The organism is Ruegeria sp. CF5, assembly GCF_056537325.1.
On the sequence record NZ_JBQFRI010000009.1, the window covers coordinates 26,950 to 51,745 of the forward strand.

A 24,796-nucleotide genomic window follows, 5' to 3' on the forward strand; every position below is an offset into this window, starting at 1 on the left:
CATCTGATCAGGCTTCGGATTTCTGCGCCTGTTCGGCCTGACGACGCATCAGTTCGTTGCGGTACAGCGCAACAAAGTCGATGTTGTCCAGGTTGACCGGCGGATACCCACCATCGCGGGTCACGTCGCTGACGATGCGGCGCAGGAACGGGAACAGCATGCGCGGGCATTCGATCAGAAGGAACGGATGCATTTGATCCTCGGGCACACCCTCGACGTGGAACAGCCCGCAATAGTCGACCTCGAACAGGAACAGTACGTCTTCCATGCCTTTGGCCTTGGATTTGACGCTCAGCTTGATCGAAACTTCATACTGATGCTCGGTTGGCCGTTTCTTGGCGTCCAGATTTACCTGAACGGCGACCTCGGGCTGTATATCGCCCGATACGCCTTTCTGCGCCATTACGTTTTCAAAGGACATGTCGCGGATGAACTGCCCCAGAACACGCATCTGAACCTGTGGTGCCTGTTCGGCCGCGGCGTTTCCTGCGGCGCTTTCTTCGGTCATGGAACTACTCCAAAAATGAAATTCGCCACTGCTTAGCAACTTGCGCGCGGCACCTCAATGCCGGTGCGGGCCTTCGACCCATTTCGAGGGTCCGGACGATTCTCTTTTAGGCTTTACTTCGGTGAATTCGCCGTCGATCGTGTCACCCTGGCCAAACGGATCCTGCCCGGGTCTGAAATTGGCCTGGGTCCCCATCTGGAAATGGGAAACGGTGACTTTCGACTGAACGTACCGGAACACGCCCACCCGGACCGCGGGGATCAGTAATGCAAACCCGATGGCGTCGGTGAAAAACCCCGGGGTCAGCAGCAGAACACCCGACAGCAGGATCATCGCTCCATGGGCCAACGGCTCGGTTGGGTCGTCCAGTTCGGCAAACGAACGCTGCAACTGTCCAAGCGCCATGCGACCTTGTGTCCGGACCAGAAGCGTGCCCATTACGGCCGTCAGAACGACGATGGCAAGGGTTGGCCACAGCCCGATCAGACCGCCAACCTGTATGAACAGGGCGATTTCGATGATCGGAACCAGCAAAAAAGCCAGAAAAAGGTACATCCGGGTTATCCTTTCATGCACGGCGGGCTGTGGACTTGCCCCCGACTGTCACCTACATAGTACCACGAGGCCATGTATACAAAGTCTCGGTTCTGAAAAGAGGACGAAATGAATTCACCCCTGATCCAGCTTCTCGTGCTGGCCGGCATTGCAGTTTTCCTGATCCTGCGTCTGAAGAACGTGTTGGGTACGCGCGAAGGGTTTGAAAAGCCGCCCCTGTCGCAGCAACCCGACAACAACAAGTCGCGCCGGGATTTCGAGGTGATCGAGGGTGGCCCTGATCACGACATCACAGATCATGTGCCCGAAGACAGCGAACAGGCGCAGACGCTGGCCGCAATGAAGCGGGTGGAGCCGACCTTTTCGGTCAGCGAATTCGTTCAGGGTTCGCGCGGCGCCTATGAAATGATCGTGATGGGGTTCGAACGCGGCAATCTGGATGAAATTCAACCTTTCCTGGCGGAAGATGTGTTTGACACCTTCGTCTCGGTTGTTGCCGCCCGCGAAGATCAGGGCCTGACCATCGAGGCCGAGTTCATCGGCGTTCGCGAAACGGTGCTGGCTGATGCGCAGTTCGACAAGGATACCAACCGCGCCGAAATCACCATGCGGTTTGTAGGCGAACTGACCTCGGTCGTACGTGACCGCGGCGGCGATATCATCGAAGGCAACCCGAACACCGTGAAACGCCAAAAGGACAGCTGGACCTTTGCCCGTGTTATGGGCACCGACGATCCGAACTGGCTGCTTGTTGCAACGGACGCATGATTGGTGCCCTCCGGTCGCTTGCTCTGGCGGGTGCGATGACTGCGGCAGGCGCGACCGGAGCGGATGTGACGCGAACGATCCTGTCGTTTGACGAACTGGATGGCTGGGCCGCTGACGACCACGGGGCGGCCCTTTCCACTTTTCTTAACACTTGCGGGGATCTGAACGATCCGGACTGGCGTGCCCTGTGTGGAGTGGCGCGAACCTATTCCGGTGACGCCGCCAAGTCGTTCTTTGAGCTGTTCTTTCGCCCTGTTCTGGTCGAAGACGGCGATGACGCCCTGTTCACCGGCTATTTCGAACCGGAGCTGGACGGATCCAAGACCAGCTCTGACAGATACAGGTACCCGCTGTATCGCATCCCGCCAGAGGCGCGCGATGCATCACAGTGGCTCGACCGGCGCGAGTTGCTGAGCAGCGGTGTGATGGAAAATCGCGGTCTCGAAATCGCATGGGTGGACGATCCGGTCGAGCTGTTCTTTTTGCAGATACAGGGTTCGGGCCGTATCCGTTTACCGGATGGCAAGATGCTGCGGGTCGGCTATGGCGGCGCAAACGGTCATCCCTACCGTTCGATCGGGGCCGAGCTGGTCCGGCGTGGCTTGTTGGGGGCTCATCAGGTCAGCGCCCAGATGATCCGAAGCTGGGTCCGCAAAAACCCCGAGGCCGGGGCCGAGCTATTGTTCCACAACCCGTCCTATGTGTTCTTTCGCGAGGTCACGCGCGTGGCGCCCGAACTTGGGCCACTGGGTGCGATGAACCGGTCGGTCACAACCCTGCGCACGATTGCCGCCGATCCGGCTTTTACCCCGCTGGGTGCGCCGGTCTGGGTCGAAAAGGATGGCAAAGCCCCAATGCGTCGCCTGATGGTCGCGCAGGATACCGGATCGGCCATCAAGGGCGCCCAGCGCGCCGATATCTTTTTCGGTACAGGCGATGCGGCGGGTCAGGCGGCGGGCAGGTTGAAAGATCCGGGTCGGATGGTGGTTTTGCTGCCGATTCAGCGTGCCTATGCCTTATTGCCGGATGAGTTCTGATGTCGCGCCGCAAGCTGACCTCAGAAGAGATCGAGTTGTGGCGTAAGGTTTCGCGCCAGACCGAGCGTCTGCACCCCGAAATCCCGCAATCGGTTCACCCGGTGAGCCTGCCCAAACCCAAGCCGAAGAAAACGCCGAAATCCCGTGTCGAAGAATTCGAGGTCGGACAATCCGCCAAACCCAAAGCGGCTGCGGATCGGTTCAAACCTACCCTGACCGAAAGCCTGCGTGCTGCGCCGGTTCAGATGGACAAAAAGGCGTTTGGCCGGATGAAGCGGGGTAAGCTGAAACCCGAAGGCCGGATTGATCTGCACGGGATGCGGATGGACACCGCGCATCCGGCCCTGGTCCGGTTCATCCTGTCGGCACAGGCGTCGGGCAAGCGGCTGGTGTTGGTGATCACCGGCAAGGGCAAGGACCGGGACGAACCCGGCCCCATTCCCACACCCCGCGGTGTTCTGCGCAATCAGGTGCCGCAATGGCTGTCCCTGCCGCCGCTGACGCAGGCGGTGATGCAGGTCACGCCCGCGCATATCAGCCATGGCGGTGATGGGGCCTACTACGTCTATCTCCGCCGCACCCGCTAAAGGCTGCGCACAGCGCGGGCGATACCGACTCCCACCGACAGACAGGCCAGCAGGAAAAAGACGGCGATCCATGCGAACTGTGTTTCCAGCCCGATCCCCTGATCGATCAGAACGCCTGTCAGGCCCGGCCCGATGGCCGACCCCAGAACCATGACCGCCGCTGCGGTTGCCTTGATCGCACCGATGTGCCGGGTGCCGTAGAACTCGGCCCAAAAGGCGCTGGGCAGCGTGCCGTTTGCGCCCATGGTCACAGCAAGAAAAGACATGGCCATCAGTGCACCGCCGATCGACTGGATGGTGGATAGAATGCCGAACCCGATCGCCATTGGCAGCAGGGAAAACGGCATCATCCGCGCCGTGCCCCATTTGTCCAGCGCCCAGCCCGAAGCGAACATGGAAATCATTGCAACTGCGGTAAAGGCGGGAAACAGCGCGACCAGTTCCACATGCTGCCAGCCTTTTATCTCGGCCAGATGAACCTGATGAAAGAAAAACGCGGTGATGAAGGCGGACGGGCCCAGCAAGGCCGGTGTCATGAACCAGAACAGCGGATGCAACAGCGCCTCACGCCGTGTCCAGTGACGGCCTTCCATGCCGGTTGCCGAGTATGAGGTGGACAGGCTTTGTGGTGTACGCTCTCTGCGCAGTAACCGCATTAGCACGGGGATTCCCAGAAAGGCGACGCAGGCGGACCCGACCCATAGCAGACGCCAGTCGATCACGGCCATCGCTGAAACGAACAACAGCGGCAACAGCGCCTCACCGGCGGCAAAGCCAAGCGTGGCGATGGCCAGCGCCCTGCCCCGCGTCGCCGTAAACCAGCGCGCCATGGCCACCAGCGCCAGATGGTTACTCATGCCTTGTCCGAAAAACCGCAGCAGGAAAATCACCACTGGCAGCAACAACAGCCAGGTGTTGAATGCCATTGCCAGCGCTGCCAGCCCCAGCCCGCCCAGAACTGCCGGCCCCAGAACCCGGACCCGGAATATGTCGGTTAGACCGCCTGCCCAGATCATGACAACCGCCGACGCGGTGGTTCCCAGCGAATAGATGCCGCCCCATCCCCCATGGCTCAGCCCGTACTCGGCCCGGATTTCTCCGGCAAAGACCGAGATAAGGAAGGTCTGACCGAAGCTGGACAGAAATGTCAGCAGAATTCCCGCGCTCAACCAGGTTGCGTTCCCGGCAAGGTACCGGCGCAACCCGGCCATCATCATTCGGATGCGACAGTCGCAGACCCGCTTTCGGTCAGTACGATTTCCGTAGCGCCCGAGTCGTGCCGGACATGCGGCGGAACCAGCAGATCAAATCCCGCCTCGGGGCCGAATGTGTTGCTGACCCTGCTTGCGGAATTGAGGATGGACAACATCGCAGGCGAGGTCGCGGCCACAAAATGCGACGACCCCGCATCGCTGCTGAAGGCTGTCGTGTTCACCACGTCGATCGGGTATTCAGCCACCTTTTCGACCGAGTCGATGCTGCCCAGCCGATCGCTTCTGGATGTGCCGCGAATGCGTGCTGAAATGTTCAGTATCTTGTCCTTCTCGGACACCATCACGACGAAGGGCTGAGGTGGGTTCTTGATGCTGTCCATCTGTGATCTGAATACATCCACATCCAGATCGGGTGAGATCAGGATCACACCTTCGATGTTTTTCGCCGACCAACCCGGCTGGCGCAGTTCGGCTTGGCGCATCATCTCCATCGTCAGGGCCGATCCCATAGAATGGGCGACAATGACCACACGCTCCACCCCCAGGGCCTTGAGGTCGCGGATCGTCTGTTCCAGCCCGTCGCGCGCAAAAAGCATACTGTCAATGTCATAGGCATAGCCACCTGCCTTGGCCCGGCTGGGCCAGGAGTAGATCAGGATCGATCCGGGGATACCGATATCATGCGACAGCTGCGCCGCGCGAAACGCCGTCTCGGTCTGAGTGGCGTTATAGCCGTGCACAAAGATCGTCACCTCGCGGGCGGGCCTGCCCTTTCTGTTCCGCAGTTGTCGGCCGAATTCCTGCACCGAATTGTATTCGGTCACACCGGCCAGCACGAATTGCTTGTTCGGATTAGGATTGCCGTATGAAAAATTCAGGTTGCCCGGCGTGTGTGTCGGCGGAACGGATACGGTCATTTTCATAAACCGAAGCCGATCGGCACGCTCAAACCCGTATGTTCCATCCGATTCCTTTGCGCGGGTCGTTGCGGCAAACACCGTTTCCGGCGTGCCAACCTCCAGCGCTTTGGGCACAGTGACCGAAACACTGCGATCCGTACACGCGGCCATCGCGAACACGGCCAGAAAACCAAGAAGAATCCGCACCTGAGCCCAACTCCAATTCAGTCAGCGTCACGTTATATAAAAACGGGGACGCGTCCAGTGGGTTCGGGCATATGGTGGTTAATCCGCGAATGCCTGCCAGCCGCTACAGGACGTAGCGGCTCAGGTCGGTCGATTTCGTCAGTTCGCCAAGGTTGTCGTGCACGAATTTCGCGTCCACCGTGATCTGTGTGCCCGCCTTGTCAGGCGCCACAAAGGACAGCTCCTCGAACACGCGCTCCATGACCGTATAAAGCCGCCGCGCACCGATGTTTTCGACGCTCTGGTTCACTTCGGCCGCGATCCGGGCAAGGGCTGCGATGCCATCCTCGCTGAAATCCACCGTGACCTCTTCGGTGCCCATCAGCGCGGTGTATTGCAGCGTCAGCGCGTTGTCGGTTTCGGTCAGGATACGCACGAAATCCCCTTCGGTCAGTGCCCGCAGCTCGACCCGGATGGGCAGACGCCCCTGAAGTTCGGGCAGCAGGTCCGATGGCTTGGCGATGTGGAACGCGCCACTGGCGATGAACAGGATATGGTCGGTCTTGACCGGGCCGTGTTTCGTGGACACCGTGGTGCCTTCGATCAGCGGCAGCAGATCGCGCTGCACGCCTTCACGGCTGACATCGCCGCCACGCGCCTCGGTCCGGGCGCAAACCTTGTCGATTTCGTCCAGAAACACGATACCATTTTGTTCGACCGCTTCCAGCGCGGTGCGGGCGACAGTTTCGTCATCCAGCAGCTTGTCGGCCTCTTCTCCGATCAGCGCTTCATAACTGTCCGCGACGGTCATCTTGCGCTTGACCGTCCGACCCCCGAAGGCCTTGCCGAATATGTCACCCAGATTCATCATCCCCATCTGGCTGCCGGGCTGGCCGGGAATGTCGAACATCGGCATCGGATTCGATGTGTCCGACAGTTCCAGCTCGATCACAGTGTCATCCAGCTCACCCGCTTTCAGCTTTTTGCGGAACATTTCGCGCGTACCTTCGCGGGCGTCCTCACCGGCGATGGCGGCAATGACCCGATCCTCGGCGGCCTGGTGCGCCCGCGCCTTCACATCCTCACGCATGTACTCACGCGTTTGTAAGATCGCCGCATCCGCCAGATCGCGCACAATCTGTTCCACGTCGCGCCCGACATAACCAACCTCGGTGAACTTGGTCGCCTCGACCTTGATGAAGGGCGCGCGCGCCAGTTTGGCCAGACGGCGGCTGATCTCGGTCTTGCCGACGCCGGTGGGGCCGATCATCAGGATATTCTTGGGATAGACCTCTTCGCGGATGTCATCGGGCAGCTGCTTGCGCCGCCAGCGATTGCGCAGGGCCACGGCAACCGCGCGTTTGGCATCCTTCTGGCCAATGATGAAACGGTCCAGTTCCGAGACGATCTCGCGCGGGGTCAGGTCGGTCATGTGTTTTCTATCCAGTTGTTCCGCCACGGAACCTAATCATGGGGCGCAAAAACACAAGCCGATCACGAAAAGATCACGCGGGCACACGAAACACGCACGCTTTCTCGTTGTGTTGTGAGTGGCTTACTCACCTCATCCTCCGACATAAAGAACGGCATCAGGCATGTCGCCTGCATCTATTCAATGGAGACCAACCGAAATGCTGACTCGCCGTTCCCTGTTTCTTACCGCTGCTGCTTCGGGCGCGGCCCTGACCCTTGCCAGCGCCACCACCGCATTGGCCGGTGGCTACAAAAAAGGCAGCTTCGAAGGCCGTTCGAACCATGTCACCAGCGGCTCCGTCAAGCTGGTCAAAAATGGTGACCGCTATATCGTCGAACTCGGCGATAACTTCTCACTGGATGGCGGCCCGGATCCGCGCGTGGCGCTGGGCAAGGACGGAACATACGATCCCGACACCAAACTGGGCGCTCTGCTGAATCTGACCGGCAGCCAGTCTTACGCGGTGCCGCCAACGCTGGACACGTCGAAATACAACGAGGTTTACATCTGGTGCGAAGTCGCTGGTGTGCCATTGGGCGTAGCGACGCTGAACTAAATCAGGCGCAAAACGCGGTGTACAAGGGGCCGGATCCGCCGGCCCCACTTGCATTCCGAACCCAGCCCTTCCGATCCGGTGGGAAAAAACGGAAATTCTGCTAAACTCCCGCCATTGGGGGAATTTTGCATGACAACCATTACCCGGATCACATTACTTTTTGTTGTTTTTGTCGACCTGATCGGACAGGGATTGGTCTTTCCGATCATCAACTCGCTGATCATGGAAACGGATTCCGGGTTTCTCCCCAAATCGACGCCGATGGGCAGCCGCCATTTCTACTATGGCCTCGTCATCGGATCGTTTTTCCTGTCGTGGTTTCTGGGCGTTGTTTACGTTTCCAAGGTTTCGGATTCGATTGGACGCAAGAACGCTCTGCTGATCTGTCTGGGTGGAGCATTGGCCGGATATGCCATCACGATCGTGTCGCTATATCTCAACAGTCTGGCCCTGCTGATCCTTGGACGGTGCATCACCGGGTTTACCGCGGGAAACCAGCCCATAGCGCAGGCCGCCATGATCGATGGCAGCACAGATGCGGCGGATCGAGACCGCAACATGGGTTATATCGTGACAGGTGTCAGCTTTGGCCTTGTCGGCGGCCCGATCATCGGCGCGGTTCTGTCGGACAAAACCCTGCTGGGCAGCGCCGCAACACTCAAAACACCTTTCTACGGCGCCTTCATTCTTGTCTTCATTGCGATTTTGCTGGTGCTGTTCTTTTTCAAGAATACCCGGACCGAAAGGGTGCCGTTCGTATTTCGCCCGCGTGACATCACCGACAGCCTGATCGCAGTACGCGGCCATCCGATGGTGCTGAAAATCCTGCCGGTCTATACCTTTTTCATGATCGCCAACGTCACGTTTTACGTCTTCGTTGATAACTTCCTGACCAGCGCTTTCGGTTACGGCGTCGTGGGCGGCAGCATGGCGATGGTGACTATCGGTTTTGCGCTGGCCTTTTCAAGTACGTTTCTGGTGAAACCTGCGCAGGAACGGTTCAGCAAGCACGCCATCATTCACACTTCACTTGTGACCATGGTGATCTGCGGCTTTGCCTTTGCCTTCAGCCCCAGCGGTGTGCTCAGCTATATCCCGGTGTTCTTATTCTATTTCCTGTTCGGGGTTGCCTATCCGACAATGCTGGGCCTGTTTTCCTCCAGCGTCAGCGAGGGGGATCAGGGCTGGGTCATGGGCGTCACGACCGCCGTGTTCTGCCTTGCGGGCGGCATCATGTCACTGATTGGGGGTGGGTTGATGAGCATCGACATCCGCGTGCCGTATTACATCGTGATCGCTTCGGCCATCATCGGCATCATCGGGATGTATCGCAGATGGCGCGGCAAGGAGATCGCCGCGCTGTTGGCCTAATCCGTCTCTAGATGGTTTCAACTGTCAGGTTGCCGTTGGTATACACGCAGATATCAGCGGCAATCGCCATTGCCTCGCGCGCAACCTCTTCTGCGGTTTTGTCGCTGTCCATCATGGCCCGCGCGGCGGCCAGCGCGAAGTTACCACCCGATCCGATGGCGGCCACATCATGCTCGGGCTCCAGCACATCCCCTGCCCCGGTGATCACTAACAGCTCGGTGCCGTCGGTCACGATCAGCATCGCCTCTAGCTTTTGCAGGTACTTGTCGGTGCGCCAGTCCTTGGCCAGTTCTACCGAGGCCCGCGTCAGCTGACCCGGTGTCGCCTCCAGCTTGGCCTCAAGCCGCTCCAGCAGAGTAAAGGCATCCGCGGTCGATCCGGCAAAGCCTGCCACAACCTCGAACCCGCCCGGCGACAGGCGGCGCACCTTGCGTGCGGCTCCCTTGATCACGGTCTGCCCAAGGCTGACCTGACCGTCCCCGGCAATGACAACCTTGCCGCCCTTCTTGACGCCGATGATGGTCGTGCCGTGCCAACCGGGAAAATCGTTATCTGCCATGAAAGCCTCCGTTGGGTTCGCAGAACTATATGGGCTGACTGCGCGTGTGACGCAACCGGTTCTCAAACCGCCTCAAAGATATGCATAAATTGCATTCCGGGGCTGTCGAACCGGCAATTGTGGGACTCAGTGAATGCGCTTACATGAGCCTTACAACCGACGAGGGGTCGGCTGTTTGAGTTAAAAGGAACGCGCAAAATGGCAACTACCGCAAACATCCATGCGCCGCTCGGAGCAGCTACCGTTCTCCATGTAGTGGACGCTTTCATCTCGGCCAAAAACGCCATCATCGAATGGAACGAAGCCCGGGTGACCCGTAAAATTCTGTCGAAGCTGAGCAACGCCCAGCTTTCCGATATCGGCCTGAGCCGTAGCGACATCGAAAAAATCTGATCCTGACAACGGATCACCAAATTAAGACAGGCCGCTCATGTGAATGAGCGGCCTTTTTTGTCAGCTCTGCCTGTATTGACCGGAAAGATCCGGCAAAAATGCCTCGATCGCCGCCGTTGCCACAACGTGACGTGTGCCCGTGTCGGCATCCTCGACATCCAGTCCGCCCTTGACGGCCCGCACCTTCGCCTGCCCGCGCGGCAGATCGGCAGCAACCAGCGCGCAATCCACCTTGTCAGGCTGCTGCACGGCAATGGTCACTTCGACCCGCATTTCACTGTGATCGATACCTAGGTTTGAAAACAGGGTGATCGACGAATGGTGCAGTGCGTCCTGAACCGCCCGGCGGGCGGCTTTAGTATAATCCTGACCATACAGGTCATTGCCGGTGCCCATTTCCAGAATGATGCGTTTGTCGGTCATGCGGTGCGCTCCATGTCAAACGAAACGGCAATGGCCGCATTGGCAATGACGGTCCGGCCCTGGCCTTGTGGTTTATCGATGTCCAACCCGCCCTGCGTGACAGTGATCGACGGCTGGCCATATGGAAACACGGCTTTCAGCGCCTCGGCATCCACCTTGTCGGGCTGCTGCACTCCGATCTCGGCATCAATGATCATCGCTTCCTTGGGAAAGCCGAACAGCTCGGCCATGTTGACCGAGTTGCGCCACAGCGCATCCCTGACCGCCCGCAGCGCGGCCTCGGTATAATCTTCCCGCCTGAGCGACGTGCCCATTCCGAATTCCACAAGTACGCGTGTTTTGGGCATGTGGCCTCCTTTTCATAATTCCATGGCCAGACCTGCACGACTTTGCGCAAATAGAAAGGACCAGAATGGCCGGGTACATCCGGCCACCTGACCCGTTAGCCGGTCAAGGGATTTAGTAGCGCCAGAGAAGTCGTTTAGCCAAATTTTCTAAACGTTTATTGTTCAGTTCAATAAAGGAAAGGATTCGAGTGATGAAATTTCTACGACTTATGCCTGCCTTCTTATTGCTAAGCTCAGTTTCAACATTGGCAATGGCTGAGGAAATTAAGGTAAAACAAGAGTTTATCGAACTGGTGTCCGACAAAAAGCTTGTTCTGGATAACAGTTGGGTAAGGATTCTCAGGAACGGGACGGTCGAAGGCAAAGGACCTGATCAAGGTGACATCACCGGCACATGGGAATGGAAGAGAAGGTATTACTGCCGTGATATCGTAATTGACGGAGAAACGCTGCCACATGACTGCCAGACAGTTACCGTTGAAGGAAACATAGTCACTTTCACACACAAAGAGGGCAGCGGGATTTCGGTAAGCTGGGCAATGGATTGAGCCACGGCCCTGTTCCAGGGGCATTCTTGCGAACAAAAAAAGGCGCCTTGAAGCAGGCGCCTTTTGAATTCTTCGTTGGGACTGCTTAGATCGACTCGTCGATCCAGCTTTGCAGCGCCGCCTTGGGTGCTGCGCCTGCCCGGTTCGAAATGACCTGACCGTCCTTGAAGATGAACAGCGCCGGAATGCCACGCACGCCCATGGCAGCGGCAGCGTTCGGGTTGCTGTCAACGTCAACCTTGGCGATCTTCACCTTGCCGCCATACTCGGCAGCCAGTTCTTCCAGAGCCGGGCCAATCTGCTTGCACGGTCCGCACCATTCGGCCCAGAAGTCCACGACAACGGGAACGTCCGAGTTCTTGACTTCTGCGTCAAAGGTTTCGTCAGTGACGGCTACGGTGGACATATTCTGTCTCCTGAATGAGATACGCTTGGGAACTGAAAGTATGTGCCGCGCTATGGGAGGTCAAGATATGTGGGCTCGCTCAAGCGCATCAGTCACAAGATCGTGCGGTAACCACATCAGGCTGGCGGTTCGGGTCCACAGGATGGCTGTGCGGATACCCCGATCCGGATAGATCTGGCGCAAGGCTTCGGCATAGGCCCCCATCTGGCGCAGCAGTCCCTCGGGGCAGTCGTGCACATCCGCTGGAACGGTCATATTTGATTTGAAATCAATAATCTGAACCTCGGCATCCGTCACGATAAGTCGGTCGATCACCCCGTGAATCCGGCGCTCGCCCAGATTGGCGGTAACGGAAACTTCGGCCAGTGCATCGGGATGGAATACGACCTGCAGATGAGGCGCGGTAAGAACGCCCTCGACCTCGTTCAGCAGGGCATCCCGTTCAACCTGCTGCATATCAGGCAGAAGCTTGCCGCAAACCTCGGCCCAATCAGATTCGGCACTTTGAGGCAGGTGCTCAAGAAGCAGGTGCAACCGTGTACCCCGGACCTTTGCCGCCTCTTCATCCACACCTGCATCGCCGGCCAGAGCTTTGGCGCCGCCCAGATTTGACGGGCTCAGAACCTCGGGTGTTTCCGGCGGAGCATCCGCCGGTTTATGGAACATGTCCGGTAACGGTTCCGGATGTTCGATGACGACTTCGCTGTCCACGACGGGTAAACCATCCCAGTCGCCATGCTCCAGCCTGCGGGTGTCCGTGTCGGTAACAAGTGTGGCCCCGGCCTGCGACATTGCGCCTTCGACCATCTGATACCAGCTGTTGCCGTCCCTGCCGACATCCCCCGCCGCACAGACGATCAGCCACTTTTCCGCCCGTGTCAGAGCCACATACAACAGTCGCAGCCGCTCATTTTCTTCTCGTGTCCGTGCAGCCTCGCGGGCTTTGGCAATGATGGCTGGGGAAGCGTCCGCCGGAACTTTCCACACCGGCGTTCCGTCGGCCATCATGATCTCGGCATCGCGCGGCGGTTGTCGTTTGCCGGTATCCGGCAGGATCACGATGGGCGCCTCCAACCCCTTGGAGCCATGCACGGTCATGACACGGATCATGTCACCAACGCCACTCATCTGCCTTTTGATCTCAAGATCGTCGGTCTGCATCCAGACCAGAAACCCGGTGAGACTTGGAATGTCGGTGCGCTCATAGGCTAGTGCCTGCGACAGCAGGGCGTTGATCCCGTCCTCGGCCTCGGCCCCCAACCGGCCCAGCAGTTTTCGCCGTCCGTCATGTCGGGTCAGAATGCGTTCGATCAGGTCATAGGGGCGCAGGAAATCTGTTTGCCCCCGCAGATCGTTCAATACGGCAAGGGTTTCGGGAAACTCGCCTTCACGCTTGCGCAGCGCGGCCCACAGGAATTTTTCCTGCCGCCGGTGCGCCAGATTGAAAAGCTGCTGTTCCGTCCACCCGAACAAGGGCGAGCGGAGCACGGTGGCCAGCGAAAGACTGTCTTCGGGCGTGGCCAGAAAACTTAGCAGCGCCGCCAGATCCTTGACCGCCAGTTCTGCGCCCACCTTCAACCGATCCGCCCCCGCAATGGGCAGGCCGGCCGTCTTGCAGGCGCGGATGATCTCGGCAAACAAGTCCGACCGGCGCTGGACGAGGATAAGAAAGTCCCCGGGCCTGACCTTGCGGCGCACAAAACTGCCCCGCGTTTCACCGTCCTCTGGGATCGTGTCACCGTTGTCGATCATCGTCTTGATCGATTGCGCCACCTGCTCTGCCAGAATGACAGTGTGATGGCGTGCACCGGGTCGGTCCACGGGATCGGTCCAGTCGCCGTCCTGTGCTTCTTCGACCTTTTCCACGACCGGCCACAGATCGACACGGCCTGGCAGGTCTGACTTGAAGGCGCGATGAAGCGACTCCTTGTGAAATCCTGCATCAGTGCGGCCATCGAACACCAGATCAACCAGATTCAGAATTGCGCTGGACGAACGGAAGGAAAATTCAAGCGTCAAATCCGTCAGGTTAGAGCCTGATTCTTGCAATTTTCGCCCAAATTCGGCCTGCATCCGGTCGAATGCTTCGGGGTCGGCGCCCTGAAAGGAATAGATCGACTGTTTCTTGTCCCCGACGACGAAAATCGTGCGCTCAACCCCGGATCTTGCACCCTCGCCGCTGGTGAATTCCTGTGCCAGTTTTTCGACCACATCCCACTGGTCGGGGCTGGTATCCTGCGCCTCATCCACAAGGATATGATCGATCCCGCCATCCAGCCGGTACAGCACCCATTCGGCAACTGCGGGGTCATTCAACAACTGCCGCGCCTTGAGGATCAGATCGTCGAAATCCAGCCATCCGCGCAGCTGCTTGCGCCGCTCATATTCCGGCAGGAACGCGGCGGCAAAGCGGTGCAGCGCCAGTGATTTCTGTGCTGCAACATAGGCAAGGCGCCGCTCGCGGGCTGCTTCGACCCGAAGCATCAGCGCCTCAAGCTGTGGCATCTGGCCCGCCAAGGCCCCTTCCCGCAACGCCTTGGTTGGAAAGGAACCGATTTTGGCGGTAAAGGGTTCTTTTGCCGAGGCACCTGTCAGCAGAACGTTCTCCAACAGCGGCAGGCTTGTCAGGTCTGGCGCGGCAATGCTTGTCAGCTTGTCCGCAGCCTTTGCATTGTTGCCGCCGCTTTCCGCGAGAGGTGTCAGTATTGATTGGATCAGCTCGACCTCACCACCAACAAAGACCTCACTCAGCAAGGCGTTGTCGTCAAAAGTGCCGGGCAGGCCAAACAGCTCCAACAGCGCATCCCTGTCCAGCGACCGGCCAAATCCGTTTCGTTTATGAGTGATTGCACCCGCAAGGGTGTCAAAACCGGTATCGGTGACAAATCGGGCAATGCCGTCGATCAGGTGCGCCTGCGGGCCACCTGCAAAATCCTCTATTATCTCCTCGCGCAGCAAGGCGGCGGCGCGGTCTTCCATCTCCGAAAACTGCGGGCTGACACCTGCCTCAAGCGGGAAGCGGCGCAGCAAAGAGGCGCAGAACGAGTGAATGGTCTGAATCTTCAAACCGCCCGGTGTCTCGATCGCGCGGGCAAAAAGAGTTCGCGCGTGCGACAGGCTGGAAAGGTCGATGTGACCTTCGGCACCCAGTTCCGTCAGCTGCTTCAGCAGATTTGCATCATCCAGCATCGCCCATTCGCCCAACCGCTTGAACAGCCGGTTCTGCATCTCGCTGGCGGCGGCCTTGGTATAGGTCAGACACAGAATATGCTGCGGCTGGACGCCACTCAGCAGCAATCGCGCAACGCGGTCGGTCAGAACGCGGGTCTTGCCGGACCCGGCATTTGCCGCCAGCCATGTGGACGCGTTGGGGCGCGCGGCCTGGACCTGACGCTCGGTTGCTTCATCGCGTGGGGTCACGTCAGCCTCTCGGGTTTGGGTTCGGCGGTCCGGTCCCATTCTCCGAACCGGGCGAGGTGATCATAATCTCCGATATCGCTGTCCTTGTGCAGCATCCGGCGCGATGAGAAACCCTGATCAGGCTCTAAATAGGCTGATATTAGCTGTTTTAACTCTGCCAGAACCTTGTCTGACGGTTCTTTCTGCAGCGGTGCGGGCACTTCTTTATAGGTGCCGCCCATGCCAATGAATATGGCCTGCCCAACGGGTGTCGGGTCAAACCCGTCTATGCCACCCTCTTCGGCCATTGCGGCCTCGATCAGCAGTTGCTTGTCGAACTTTGCCTGCTGCGATTCCGTCGGTGGTGCGCCAGTCTTGTAGTCAATGATCCGCAAAGCGCCGCGGTTATTGAGGTCGATGCGATCAGCACGGCCCACTATGGAAAAGTTCAGCGGATCAAGGCGCAGCTTCATATCAACCTCAAACGCGACAGGGCCACCATCTGCCCGGCGCGCCGCCTCGGCAGTCAGAAACGCGTCGGCAATTCTGTTCAGCCGCGCCAGCCACAGCTTGCGGGCCGTCGGCCAGGCGACATGTTCCATCAGGATTGCCTCGGCGCGTTTCAGGAAATTTTCACGGGTTAACAGCGCCGTATCCACGACACTGTCCTTGATGAAATGTTCCAGAACTTCGTGAATCACGATCCCGCGCAATAGGGCATCCGGTGCCTGAACCAACGGGTCCAGAGGTTTCAGGCGCAGGACATGTTTTGCGTAAACCGCATATGGGTCGCGGATCAGCCGCTTGATCTCGGTCACGGACAGCCGGTCCGGTCGCGCGCTGACCGGAGGTTGCGGCGACGGGCGTTCCGCCGGTTCGATATTCGGCGCCTTTTCAAGGGCTTCAGCCCAGTGCAGCCATTTTTGACCCCGGTCGCGCATTGCGCGCAGACTGCGCCGCCCGCCCTGCTCTGCCAGACCCTGCAATAGGTTCGAAAGCCGGTTCAGCCAGCGTGACGGCACGGTTTCAGCATCGTCGGATCGGGTTGCCCGGGTCAGCCAGACCTCGGGGGCACCGACGGCCTGCTGAAAATCATGGGCCGACAGACCGATCCGCCTTTCCGGCAACAGTAATCCGGCCTTGTCGCGCATCTGCCGGTTCAACCACGGATCGGGCGATGGTGCTTCGGGCCAGCTTCCTTCGTTCAGGCCACCCAGAATCAGCAGGTCGGCCCCCTGAACACGCGCCTCAAGCGTTCCCCAGATCATGATGTGCGGATGCGGCGCGTCTCGATCCCTTACTTCCTCGCCCGCCAGCAAGGCGCCAAGCAGATCGGCAAAATCACGGGCTGTCATCGGACCGCCGTGATCAGCCTCATCCTCAAGCTGTGAAATCACCGCCAGCGCCTTTTGACCGGCGTTCTTGTCCCAGATCGTACCACCCTCACCCGTATAGCCCGCCGAGATGGCCTCGGCGCTCAGGCGCAGTCTGGTAACCCAGTCCTTCAGTGGCAAAACCCCGTCCACTTGCTGATCGCAGAACCGTTCTGCGACCCAGTTGACCCAATTTTGGTCCGCATCCTTGCGGGTGCCGAATGAGGTCAGGCTATGCCGGTCCGGAAAGGGCGGTCCGTTGCGGCGTAGGTCAAGCTCAAGATCACGGGTGTGCAGCAGATGTGCACCCCGTTCGCCGCCGTCATGGCAAAGCGGATGCTTCAAAAGCGTCAGCAGCGCCTCACCATCCAGCCGCCGGGTGAACAGGCCCGCGACATGCCTCAGGAAACGGCCCGGCGGTGACAGTTGCAGGGGAAGACCGGCGCTGTCATCTGGCAGGATGTTCCAGCGGTCCAGCGCGGCGCTGACCTGACGGGTCAGCATGCGGTCGGGTGTGATCAGGGCGGCGGTTTGCCCAGTTTCGGCGGCTTGCCTCAGGCGCAGCGCAATGGCCAGCGCTTCGGCACGCGGCGATTGCGCCTCAACCAGCGTTACATCGGCCGTGGCGTCTTGCAGGTTGGCAAGCTGCGGGCCTTCGCTCATCCACGCGTCGGTGACGGGCGCCGGGCGCAATGCCAGAGAAATCAATCTGTTACGGTCGGGCGAGGGGGCCTGTTCATCGGACCAGCGCTGAATCTGCCCGGGTTTCAGGTTCAGTTCCCGCATCAGCTTGCGGAACCGGTATTGCGGATGGTCTTCCGATAAAAGCGCGTCATCAAGGCCGGACCAGACGTGATCCGGCTGATCGAAATCATATCCCGGAAGGATCAGAGCCCCTTGCGGCAGGCGTGCGATGGCCTGCATCAACATCATTGTCGTGCCGCGCGAACCGGTTGATCCGGCCAGAATGACCGGATGTTGCGGCGGTGCGGCCTGCCATCGGTTTATCAGGTTCTGGACAACCCGGCGCTGTCGCGCCTGAACGTCCAGCGTCGTGCCATCGGTTCCGATGAACCGATCCGCGATCCCGATAAATGCCTGAGCACGCGCCCAGTGACCGGACAGGTCGCTGACATCCAGCTGGCGGATGGCCTCGGGCAACACACCTTCGCCCTGCATCTCGTCGATCAGGGCGGCAAGACTGTCCGACAGGTCGAACAGGGAGGATCGCGCGGCAAGATCGGGTTGCTGCTCCAGTAGCTTTGAAATCAGCTGAGTCAGCTCCAGCCGTCGGCGCAACGGGGGTATCGCGGGGGGCAGGTCAGACAATTCAGCCGCTTCACCCAGATCCGTGACCAATGAGATTTGCGGCAAGAGACAAGGCGGCCCCTGATCGAACAGGTCCCTGACCCGCCGCGCCATGCGCCGGGTGTTTACGACCAGCTGAACCCGGGCAAGCTCTTGTGGCGGGTGATGCGCGCTGCGGTGCCGCAGCCCGTCCACCAGAACCTTTGGGAAATCCGCGCCGGGAGGTACGGCAAAAACACGCGGGGTGTCGCCCGTTTCAAACATCCGCAAGCAGACCTTCCGCCAATGCGATGCCTTCGGGCCGGCCGACATCGCACCATTTTCCCGGATATTCGACCGCGAACAGCCGCCGTTGATCGTGTATTCGATCCCAAAGCCGGTTAAGCGAAAAGGCCTTTTCCGGAAACTCGCCCAACGCATCGGTCTTAATGATCTGCGCACCGCCATAGATCAGGCCGGGACCGCGTGTGATCCGGCCTTCGGCATCGGCGGTAAAATCACCCGAGCCAGCATGGCCGATTGCGTTGGGTACCGGCACGCACATCAGCAGCGCGTCCATGATGTCGGGGTTCCACGAGTCCCGCAAAAGGGTCAGGGGGTTGGGCCCGGCCCAGACGGCGTCCGTGTTTAGGGTGAAAACCGGCTCGGCCCCCAACAGGGGCAGTGCCGCACGCAATCCGCCGCCCGTCTCAAGTATTTCAGGCTCTTCACGCGACAGCAGAACCCCTTCGGGTTTCAGGTGCGCCTCAAGCTGATCCGCGAGGTAGTGCAGGTTTGCAACCGTACGCAGGGGTCCGGCATCCTGAACCAGATCAAGCGTGTGATCGACCAGAGGGCGCCCACCCACTTCGATCAGAGGTTTGGGCCGGTTCCGGGTCAGCGCGCCCATGCGCGTTCCGAATCCGGCGGCAAACAGCATGATGGACTGCGGATGCCGGGTCATGATGCCTTCAGCCTCGCCAGATTTTCTGCGGTGGGTTTCGGCAGCGCCTCGCGTAGCATTCCGGCGATGGAAACAAGCGCCGGATTTTCCAGTCCGCGCATCAGTTGCGTCCAGGTCGCCGGGATCAGGTCCACATACTGATGCTTGCCCCTCTCCAGGGCCAGCCGGGCAAAAACCCCAAGAATACGCAGGTTTCGCTGCACGCCCAGAACGGCATAGGCGGTTCGAAAATCGTGATCATTCACGCCGGTTGCCGTGATGTAGTGGTTGAGCATGCGCATCTCGATGCCAATGGGAACATCGCGGCGCACATCCTGCAAAAGCGACACCAGATCATAGGCCGGATGCCCCAGCATGGCGCTTTGGAAATCAAGCAATCCGACCCGCGCAAGGCCTTCACGCTCGGGCAGCCAGATCAGATTTTCCGCGTGATAGTCCCTGAGGATCACGACCTTGGTTCCATGCGTTTCCTGATGCAGCAGATCGGCGAACCGGCGCTCGAACTGTTCGCGCGCAGTCGTATCGTGTTGCCCCAGAATGCCCTGGGCATATTTTGTAAACGCCAGCGCGGCCAAATCCGCCATCATCGATGGATCATAAGTGTTGAGCGGCAGAACGGGCGCCTGATGCAGGTGGACAAGGACATCTGTCGCGGCCTCGTAAAGCGGGCGTTCCAGTTTCGGCTGCTTTTTCAGCAAGCGGGCAAACAGATCATCTCCGAAATCTTCCAGCAGCAGAAATCCGAACTCTGAATCTTCGGCATAAATCTCAGGCGCGTTCAGTCCGGCTGAACGCAGATATTCGGCAACTCTGACAAATGCGTGTACGTCTTCGCCTGTATCCGGAGGCGCATCCATCAACACCGCAGTCCGTCCCGTGTCCGGATCGGTCAGGCGTTCATATCGTCGGTACGACGCATCCCCGGCCAGCGGGGCGCTGGATGCATTGACCCACGGGGTCTGCGCAATCAGCGCCTTGGCCAGCACTGTCCGGTTGGTCATGAAATTTTCTCCATCAGCGTCGACCATTTCGGGTCCGACCAGATCATCGATAGCTGGCGGACCTCCTCATGGTCGGGATCGGTTGAAAAGGTTAGTGTTAGGGCCGTTTCCGGCCGTAACGGTCCGAGTTTTTCAGGCCATTCAATCAGGCAAATGGCCGAGTCGAACGCCTCCGTCAGGCCCAGCTCCTCAAGCTCTTCCACAGCGCTGAGGCGATATAGATCCGAGTGCCAGACCTCACCTTTTTGGGTGTCGTACACCTGAACCAGCGTGAATGTGGGCGAGGGGACGTCCTCGGGCGCCACCATCAGCGACTGAATCAGGTTACGCGCAAAATGGGTCTTGCCACTACCGATGGTTCCGCCCAGCAAAAGGCAGTCGCCCGGGGTCAGTTGAGCCCCAAGCCGGATGGCGAACGACGCCGTTTCGTCGGGTGTTCGCAGCGTGATCGAATGCGGCGTTTGCATCATGGCGCCACAATGGCCTTGCCGCGACTCAGCCGCAACCCGGTTCAGGCGTGGATTTGTCTGAGATCGGGAATTTCGACCGGAACCGTGTCCCCGGTAAAACGAACGATTGTGGCCCCGTTCTGGACAGGGCTGACCGTACAGATCAGACCCTCACCCGAGCGCAGGCGAATTTCGGCGGACCATTCCGCCCGATTTTCCCGCATCTCGACGAAATCGCGTATTTCGCCCCAAATCGGCGTGGCAGCGCATCGTTCCTGCCAGGTCCGGGTGGCCTCCAGCACTGTCATCGGGGCGAACCCTTCTTCCGCGCTTTCATCCCAAAGAATCTGGTGTGCGTAGTTTGAGAATGCCAGCGTTCCGTCATCCGAAAACACTGCGATGGCATCGGCCAGCTTATCGAATACCGACTGCATGAGGTCCATCTCGGATCGAAACCGGCGGGTCAGGGTGATTTCCGCCGTGATATCCTCGAACAGAAAGGCCACTGCGCCATCCGGGTGTGGTCGGCCGTTGACGGAATACACCGATCCCGAAGGCAAAGACCAGGTTTCCTGATAGTTGCCCCCCTCTGCCGCCTCCAGCAGATCATCCATCTGGCTGCGCCAGCTGCGGTAGTTCTTTGGCTCGGGCATCATGTTCTGATCGCGCAGGCGATCGAAAAAGCTGGGCAGGCTGGGACGGCAACTCAGGAAATCGGGCGGCAGTCTGGTCAGGTCGATGAGCGCCGGATTGAACAGGGCCAGTTGCCGGTTTCGATCAAAAATGGCCAGCCCGATAGAGAGCTGCGCAAAGGTCTTGGCCATTGTCTGCACAAATTTCCGCTGTGCGGTTTCCGCCTCGACAATCGGGTTTATGTCTGCCGCGTAGCAAAGCACGCCATCATTCCGGTTCACCGGTGTCAGATCGAACCACAGTTTTCGACCCGATGGGTCGGCATCAATCGAAACCCGAAGCCTGTTGTGGTGCTGAACAGAGTTGTCGAGCCCGGTAAAAAGCGGCTCTGTCAGGTCGGCGTCCGGTCCCCGGACCCTGCGCACCAGCGCGATGTAAGCTGCGTTGCACCAGCTGACCTTAATCCGATGATCCTGAAACCAGACCGGATAGGGCGCTTTTTCCATTGCCAGCCGCATGGGATCGCTGGTTTCGGTGTGAACCGGGCCGGGTTTATCGGCGATGTCGTGCAGCCTGACGCGGACAACGCCATCGATCCATTCGCATGACACCACGCGCTGGACCGTGCAGTCGATGGCCGAGACCACCACGTCACCACGCGCACGAACGATATCGGGGTTTTCGGGAAAGGTGGGAAAATCCCGTTGCAGCAGTCGGCGCAGATCATCCCAGTCGGCGACGGTTTCATACCCCGCAAGGGCAATGTCCGAATGGCTGATCAGTTTGGGGCCGTCGAACAGGAATACGGTGTCAAAGATCGAGTTTGGTGACGCCAGGCCAAACGTCGTGTCCCCATGGGTTTGCCTTGGGCGCAGCCATAACACCGCCAGACAGGCAGAGGTCAGGCTCACTGCGATCAGAATGATCCAATCAATCATCACGAAAATGCCCTTGCGGGGGAAACTGCGTGGACTATGCCGCCACAATGGTTAACGGCGTGTTAACTCACACCTGAATCTGCTGGTTCGCGCCCGAGGGCACCGGGTTGTCGCCGGTTTGCGCGTCAACCAGTTTGCGCGGCCAGATGACCTTTACGATCGCGCCGCGCCGGTCCGGTTGATCCGTCAGGTTTTGGTAAGGATCGGATCCGTTGGCAAATTTCAGCTCGGCGCCGCTGCGTTCCAGCAGGGTTTTGGCGATGAACAGGCCAAGCCCCATGCCTTCGTATTCGGGGCGTCTTTTCTGCTCGGATTCGGCGCGCCGCCGTCGCATGAACGGGTCACCAATCCGGCCGATCATCTGCGGAGGAAACCCGCGTCCGTCATCCATGATGTCTATCGTGATCCAGTCTTCGGTCCATTCCGCTTCGACCCAGACGTCCGAACGGGCAAAATCCACCGCGTTTTGAATCAGGTTGCGCAATCCGTGAATGATCTCGGGTTTGCGCAGGATTGATGGTTGCTGAACATCACCCCCGTCACCGGGGCCTTCATCGAACAGAACGTTTTTGCCCCGGTTGATATGGGGCTCTGCCGCCTCGTGTATCACCGTCGAAAGCGGCGCCTGACGCAGATGCAGGTCGTCCTTGCCCGCCCGCCCCATGTCCCGCAGAATATCGCGGCACCGGTCCGCCTGTTCCCGGATCAGGGCCGCGTCTTCTTTCAGGTCAGGCTGGTCATCCAGTTCTTCGATCAGTTCGGAACTTGTCAGCTTGATCGTGGCCAGAGGCGTGCCAAGTTCGTGCGCGGCGGCCGCGACGACACCGCCCAGATCGGTCAGCTTCTGCTCGCGCGCCAGTGCCATATGGGTGGCTGACAACGCTTCGGACATGGATTGGATCTCGGAGCTGATGCGATAGGAATAGGCGCCAAGAAAGACGATGGCGATCACGATCGCGGCCCAGTTTCCAAACACCAGAATTTCGGGAATGTGCAGAACAAGGCCCAACTCGGTCCTGAGCGGCAGGTGAAACTGGGCCAGCAGGCTTGTTAGTATGACGGCAACACCACCGATGATCAGGGTTGAACGCAGGCTCATGACATTTGCCGAAATCGTCACCGGCCCCAAAAGCAACAGGGCAAAGGGGTTGTTCAGCCCGCCGGTCAGATACAGCAGAAAAGCCAGTTGCAGCAGGTCGAACAGCACCATCAGAAAGTTTTCGAATTCCGACAGGCGCTTGTTTTCCGGAAACAGCAGGATTGCGGTCAGGTTGCCCATGACGGACACTCCGACCGCGAAATAACACAGACCCAGTTCCAGCTGCACGTGATAGGTGCGCTGGGCAACGGTGATCGCCGTGATCTGTCCGATGATTGCCACCCAGCGCAACAGGATCAGCGTGCGAAGGCGAATCCAGCTGCTGCGCTCATGCCCGCGCCAAAGGCTTGTCTTGGAATCCGTCATGCGTCGATTATGTCCTGTTGCAACGGCTGTGCAACTTGATAGGTGTCCCGGCCGAAACGATCAACAAGCCCAAACGTCAGGTATTTTGTCATGACCCGCCTTCTTGCCATTGCCGCAACCGTCGTTCTTGCCGTCGGACTGGGAGCTATGTGGCTGCTGACGCAGAGAAATGGCTCGGACGACAAATTCGCACAATGTCGGTCCAGCCAGATCGCCGGTGGTGCAGGGGCTATTGGCGGCCCGTTCGAACTGGTCAATGCCAAGGGCGAGACGGTGACTGACAAGGATGTGATCACCGAACCGACGCTTCTTTATTTCGGCTATACCTTCTGTCCGGATGTTTGCCCTCTGGATGTGGCCCGCAACGCCGAAGTGATTGATGTTCTTGCCGAACGCGGTCAATCCGTCACACCTGTCTTCATCTCCGTCGACCCCGATCGCGACACGCCCGAGGTGGTCGGAGATTTCGCGTTTAACCTGCATGAAAGAATGATCGGGCTGACCGGATCGCCGGAACAGGTCAAGGCGGCCAAGAATTCATACAGGGCCTATTCCAAGGCCCATGACAAAAGTGACGAGTATTACCTGGTCGATCATTCGACCTTTTCCTATCTGGTGACGCCGCAGGACGGTTTTGTCGAATTCTTCAAACGCGAAGAGACGCCAGAACAGATGGCCGACAAGATCGGTTGTTTTCTGGAAAAGATGTAACCGAAATAGGGCGTTTGATCTTTCTCAAGGCGCTGCTAATACTCTCTGTTAAGCCAAAGAACAGCAATAGCGGAAAGTATAGGCATGGCAGACACCCCTCAGCTGGAAATCGGTCCCGACAAGTCGTTGCTTCTGGTGGATGACGATGAGCCGTTTCTGAGACGTCTGGCCAAGGCCATGGAAAAACGCGGTTTCGAGATTGAAACCGCCGGTTCCGTCGCCGCAGGCAAGGCCATCGCCACCGCCCGCCCGCCCGCTTATGCCGTGGTCGACCTGCGGCTGGAAGACGGCAACGGGCTGGATGTGGTCGAGGTACTGCGTGAAAAACGCCCTGACAGCCGGGTGGTGGTGCTGACCGGTTATGGCGCGATTGCCACCGCCGTGGCAGCGGTCAAGATCGGCGCGACGGATTACCTGTCGAAACCCGCCGATGCGACCGACATCACCAATGCGCTGCTGGCCAAGGGCGACGAACTGCCCCCGCCACCGGAAAACCCCATGAGCGCGGATCGCGTACGCTGGGAGCATATTCAGCGGGTATATGAGCTGTGTGACCGGAACGTTTCCGAGACCGCACGGCGCCTGAACATGCACCGCCGGACGTTGCAGCGGATTCTGGCGAAGCGTAGTCCACGGTAAGGCACTGCCTATCGGGACTACTCAATATTCGGGCTCTGATCTCAAGAATTCGATTATGTCTGCTAAGCGGGCAAATGATGAAGGCCTGCTTTGCAGAGAGCGCCTG

General features: G+C 59.1%; 25 protein-coding genes. 9 read left to right on the top strand and 16 right to left on the bottom strand.

All coding sequences use genetic code 11. The features are described 5' to 3' along the window. Positions 1-7: 7 nt before the first annotated feature. Together secB and ACR0NW_RS18710 are read right to left on the bottom strand one after the other, a co-directional pair. Positions 8-508 (bottom strand): protein-export chaperone SecB, encoded by a 501-nt coding sequence (secB, locus tag ACR0NW_RS18705; RefSeq protein WP_170655362.1) that lies wholly within the window; start codon positions 506-508, stop codon positions 8-10. A 54-nt stretch (positions 509-562) separates the two neighbouring features. Continuing rightward, positions 563-1,063 carry an FxsA family protein gene (locus ACR0NW_RS18710; RefSeq protein ID WP_480453101.1) on the bottom strand — a complete coding sequence of 167 codons (501 nt, stop codon included), beginning with the start codon at positions 1,061-1,063 and terminating at the stop codon, positions 563-565. Positions 1,064-1,171: 108 nt separating this feature from the next. Here ACR0NW_RS18710 and ACR0NW_RS18715 point away from each other — a divergent pair, with 108 nt between their 5' ends. Genes ACR0NW_RS18715 through ACR0NW_RS18725 form a run of 3 tightly spaced genes read left to right on the top strand, consistent with a single transcriptional unit; the run spans position 1,172 to position 3,455 of the window. Next, entirely contained in the window at positions 1,172-1,831 is a 660-nt protein-coding gene (locus ACR0NW_RS18715) for a Tim44/TimA family putative adaptor protein (RefSeq protein WP_480453099.1), read from the top strand. After that, positions 1,828-2,868 carry a murein transglycosylase A gene (gene mltA / locus ACR0NW_RS18720; RefSeq protein WP_480453097.1) on the top strand — a complete coding sequence of 347 codons (1,041 nt, stop codon included), beginning with the start codon at positions 1,828-1,830 and terminating at the stop codon, positions 2,866-2,868. Before ACR0NW_RS18715 ends, mltA begins: the two co-directional genes overlap by 4 nt. Beyond that, complete coding sequence (locus ACR0NW_RS18725; protein WP_480453096.1) at positions 2,868-3,455, top strand: Smr/MutS family protein; 588 nt, start codon at positions 2,868-2,870, stop codon at positions 3,453-3,455. Before mltA ends, ACR0NW_RS18725 begins: the two co-directional genes overlap by 1 nt. Here the strand turns inward: ACR0NW_RS18725 and ACR0NW_RS18730 are convergent. The 3 genes from ACR0NW_RS18730 to hslU all read right to left on the bottom strand — a co-directional run bounded on the left by ACR0NW_RS18730 (position 3,452) and on the right by hslU (position 7,186). Further along, positions 3,452-4,666, bottom strand: coding sequence for an MFS transporter (locus ACR0NW_RS18730; RefSeq protein ID WP_480791895.1), 1,215 nt, complete (start codon positions 4,664-4,666; stop codon positions 3,452-3,454). The genes ACR0NW_RS18725 and ACR0NW_RS18730 overlap by 4 nt on opposite strands. A 2-nt stretch (positions 4,667-4,668) precedes the next feature. Then, the gene (locus ACR0NW_RS18735) at positions 4,669-5,775 is read right to left on the bottom strand and encodes an alpha/beta hydrolase (RefSeq protein ID WP_480453094.1); all 1,107 of its coding nucleotides are present in this window, start codon (positions 5,773-5,775) and stop codon (positions 4,669-4,671) included. A gap of 103 nt (positions 5,776-5,878) precedes the next feature. Further along, positions 5,879-7,186 carry an ATP-dependent protease ATPase subunit HslU gene (gene hslU, locus ACR0NW_RS18740; RefSeq protein WP_480453092.1) on the bottom strand — a complete coding sequence of 436 codons (1,308 nt, stop codon included), beginning with the start codon at positions 7,184-7,186 and terminating at the stop codon, positions 5,879-5,881. A gap of 199 nt (positions 7,187-7,385) precedes the next feature. Between hslU and ACR0NW_RS18745 the strand changes: the two genes are divergently transcribed. Continuing rightward, positions 7,386-7,784, top strand: coding sequence for a DM13 domain-containing protein (locus tag ACR0NW_RS18745; protein ID WP_170655348.1), 399 nt, complete (start codon positions 7,386-7,388; stop codon positions 7,782-7,784). Between the two features lie 129 nt (positions 7,785-7,913). Continuing rightward, positions 7,914-9,155: an MFS transporter gene (locus ACR0NW_RS18750; protein WP_170655346.1), complete on the top strand. Its 1,242-nt coding sequence runs from the start codon at positions 7,914-7,916 to the stop codon at positions 9,153-9,155. Positions 9,156-9,162: 7 nt separating this feature from the next. On the opposite strand, the gene hslV is transcribed toward ACR0NW_RS18750, so the two are convergent. Then, the gene (hslV, locus tag ACR0NW_RS18755) at positions 9,163-9,714 is read right to left on the bottom strand and encodes an ATP-dependent protease subunit HslV (protein WP_480453091.1); all 552 of its coding nucleotides are present in this window, start codon (positions 9,712-9,714) and stop codon (positions 9,163-9,165) included. A gap of 198 nt (positions 9,715-9,912) precedes the next feature. Between hslV and ACR0NW_RS18760 the strand changes: the two genes are divergently transcribed. Next, positions 9,913-10,107: a DUF1127 domain-containing protein gene (locus ACR0NW_RS18760; protein ID WP_480453090.1), complete on the top strand. Its 195-nt coding sequence runs from the start codon at positions 9,913-9,915 to the stop codon at positions 10,105-10,107. Positions 10,108-10,167: 60 nt separating this feature from the next. On the opposite strand, the gene ACR0NW_RS18765 is transcribed toward ACR0NW_RS18760, so the two are convergent. Then, positions 10,168-10,530, bottom strand: coding sequence for a Lin0512 family protein (locus ACR0NW_RS18765; protein WP_480453089.1), 363 nt, complete (start codon positions 10,528-10,530; stop codon positions 10,168-10,170). Continuing rightward, entirely contained in the window at positions 10,527-10,877 is a 351-nt protein-coding gene (locus tag ACR0NW_RS18770; protein ID WP_170655338.1) for a Lin0512 family protein, read from the bottom strand. The genes ACR0NW_RS18765 and ACR0NW_RS18770 overlap by 4 nt, the downstream gene beginning before the upstream one ends. Positions 10,878-11,068: 191 nt before the next feature. Between ACR0NW_RS18770 and ACR0NW_RS18775 the strand changes: the two genes are divergently transcribed. Further along, complete coding sequence (locus ACR0NW_RS18775; RefSeq protein WP_480453087.1) at positions 11,069-11,425, top strand: hypothetical protein; 357 nt, start codon at positions 11,069-11,071, stop codon at positions 11,423-11,425. Between the two features lie 85 nt (positions 11,426-11,510). Here the strand turns inward: ACR0NW_RS18775 and trxA are convergent, their stop codons facing one another. The 8 genes from trxA to regB form a co-directional block, all read right to left on the bottom strand. Further along, positions 11,511-11,831, bottom strand: coding sequence for a thioredoxin (gene trxA / locus ACR0NW_RS18780; RefSeq protein ID WP_170655334.1), 321 nt, complete (start codon positions 11,829-11,831; stop codon positions 11,511-11,513). Positions 11,832-11,891: 60 nt separating this feature from the next. After that, entirely contained in the window at positions 11,892-15,251 is a 3,360-nt protein-coding gene (addA, locus tag ACR0NW_RS18785; protein WP_480453085.1) for a double-strand break repair helicase AddA, read from the bottom strand. Beyond that, positions 15,248-18,175 carry a double-strand break repair protein AddB gene (addB, locus tag ACR0NW_RS18790; protein WP_480453131.1) on the bottom strand — a complete coding sequence of 976 codons (2,928 nt, stop codon included), beginning with the start codon at positions 18,173-18,175 and terminating at the stop codon, positions 15,248-15,250. Before addB ends, addA begins: the two co-directional genes overlap by 4 nt. Then, positions 18,168-18,854, bottom strand: coding sequence for a nucleotidyltransferase family protein (locus ACR0NW_RS18795; protein WP_480453084.1), 687 nt, complete (start codon positions 18,852-18,854; stop codon positions 18,168-18,170). Before ACR0NW_RS18795 ends, addB begins: the two co-directional genes overlap by 8 nt. Further along, positions 18,851-19,855 carry an aminoglycoside phosphotransferase family protein gene (locus ACR0NW_RS18800; protein ID WP_480453083.1) on the bottom strand — a complete coding sequence of 335 codons (1,005 nt, stop codon included), beginning with the start codon at positions 19,853-19,855 and terminating at the stop codon, positions 18,851-18,853. Before ACR0NW_RS18800 ends, ACR0NW_RS18795 begins: the two co-directional genes overlap by 4 nt. Beyond that, complete coding sequence (gene tsaE, locus ACR0NW_RS18805; RefSeq protein ID WP_480453081.1) at positions 19,852-20,322, bottom strand: tRNA (adenosine(37)-N6)-threonylcarbamoyltransferase complex ATPase subunit type 1 TsaE; 471 nt, start codon at positions 20,320-20,322, stop codon at positions 19,852-19,854. Before tsaE ends, ACR0NW_RS18800 begins: the two co-directional genes overlap by 4 nt. A 44-nt stretch (positions 20,323-20,366) precedes the next feature. Next, complete coding sequence (locus ACR0NW_RS18810) at positions 20,367-21,875, bottom strand: PAS-domain containing protein (protein WP_480453079.1); 1,509 nt, start codon at positions 21,873-21,875, stop codon at positions 20,367-20,369. Positions 21,876-21,942: 67 nt separating this feature from the next. Next, entirely contained in the window at positions 21,943-23,340 is a 1,398-nt protein-coding gene (regB, locus tag ACR0NW_RS18815; RefSeq protein ID WP_170655318.1) for a sensor histidine kinase RegB, read from the bottom strand. Positions 23,341-23,430: 90 nt separating this feature from the next. Between regB and ACR0NW_RS18820 the strand changes: the two genes are divergently transcribed. Together ACR0NW_RS18820 and ACR0NW_RS18825 are read left to right on the top strand one after the other, a co-directional pair. After that, on the top strand, positions 23,431-24,051 hold the full coding sequence (locus ACR0NW_RS18820; RefSeq protein ID WP_170655315.1) for an SCO family protein: 621 nt from the start codon (positions 23,431-23,433) through the stop codon (positions 24,049-24,051). An 84-nt stretch (positions 24,052-24,135) separates the two neighbouring features. Next, complete coding sequence (locus tag ACR0NW_RS18825) at positions 24,136-24,690, top strand: ActR/PrrA/RegA family redox response regulator transcription factor (RefSeq protein ID WP_170655312.1); 555 nt, start codon at positions 24,136-24,138, stop codon at positions 24,688-24,690. Positions 24,691-24,796 lie beyond the last annotated feature (106 nt).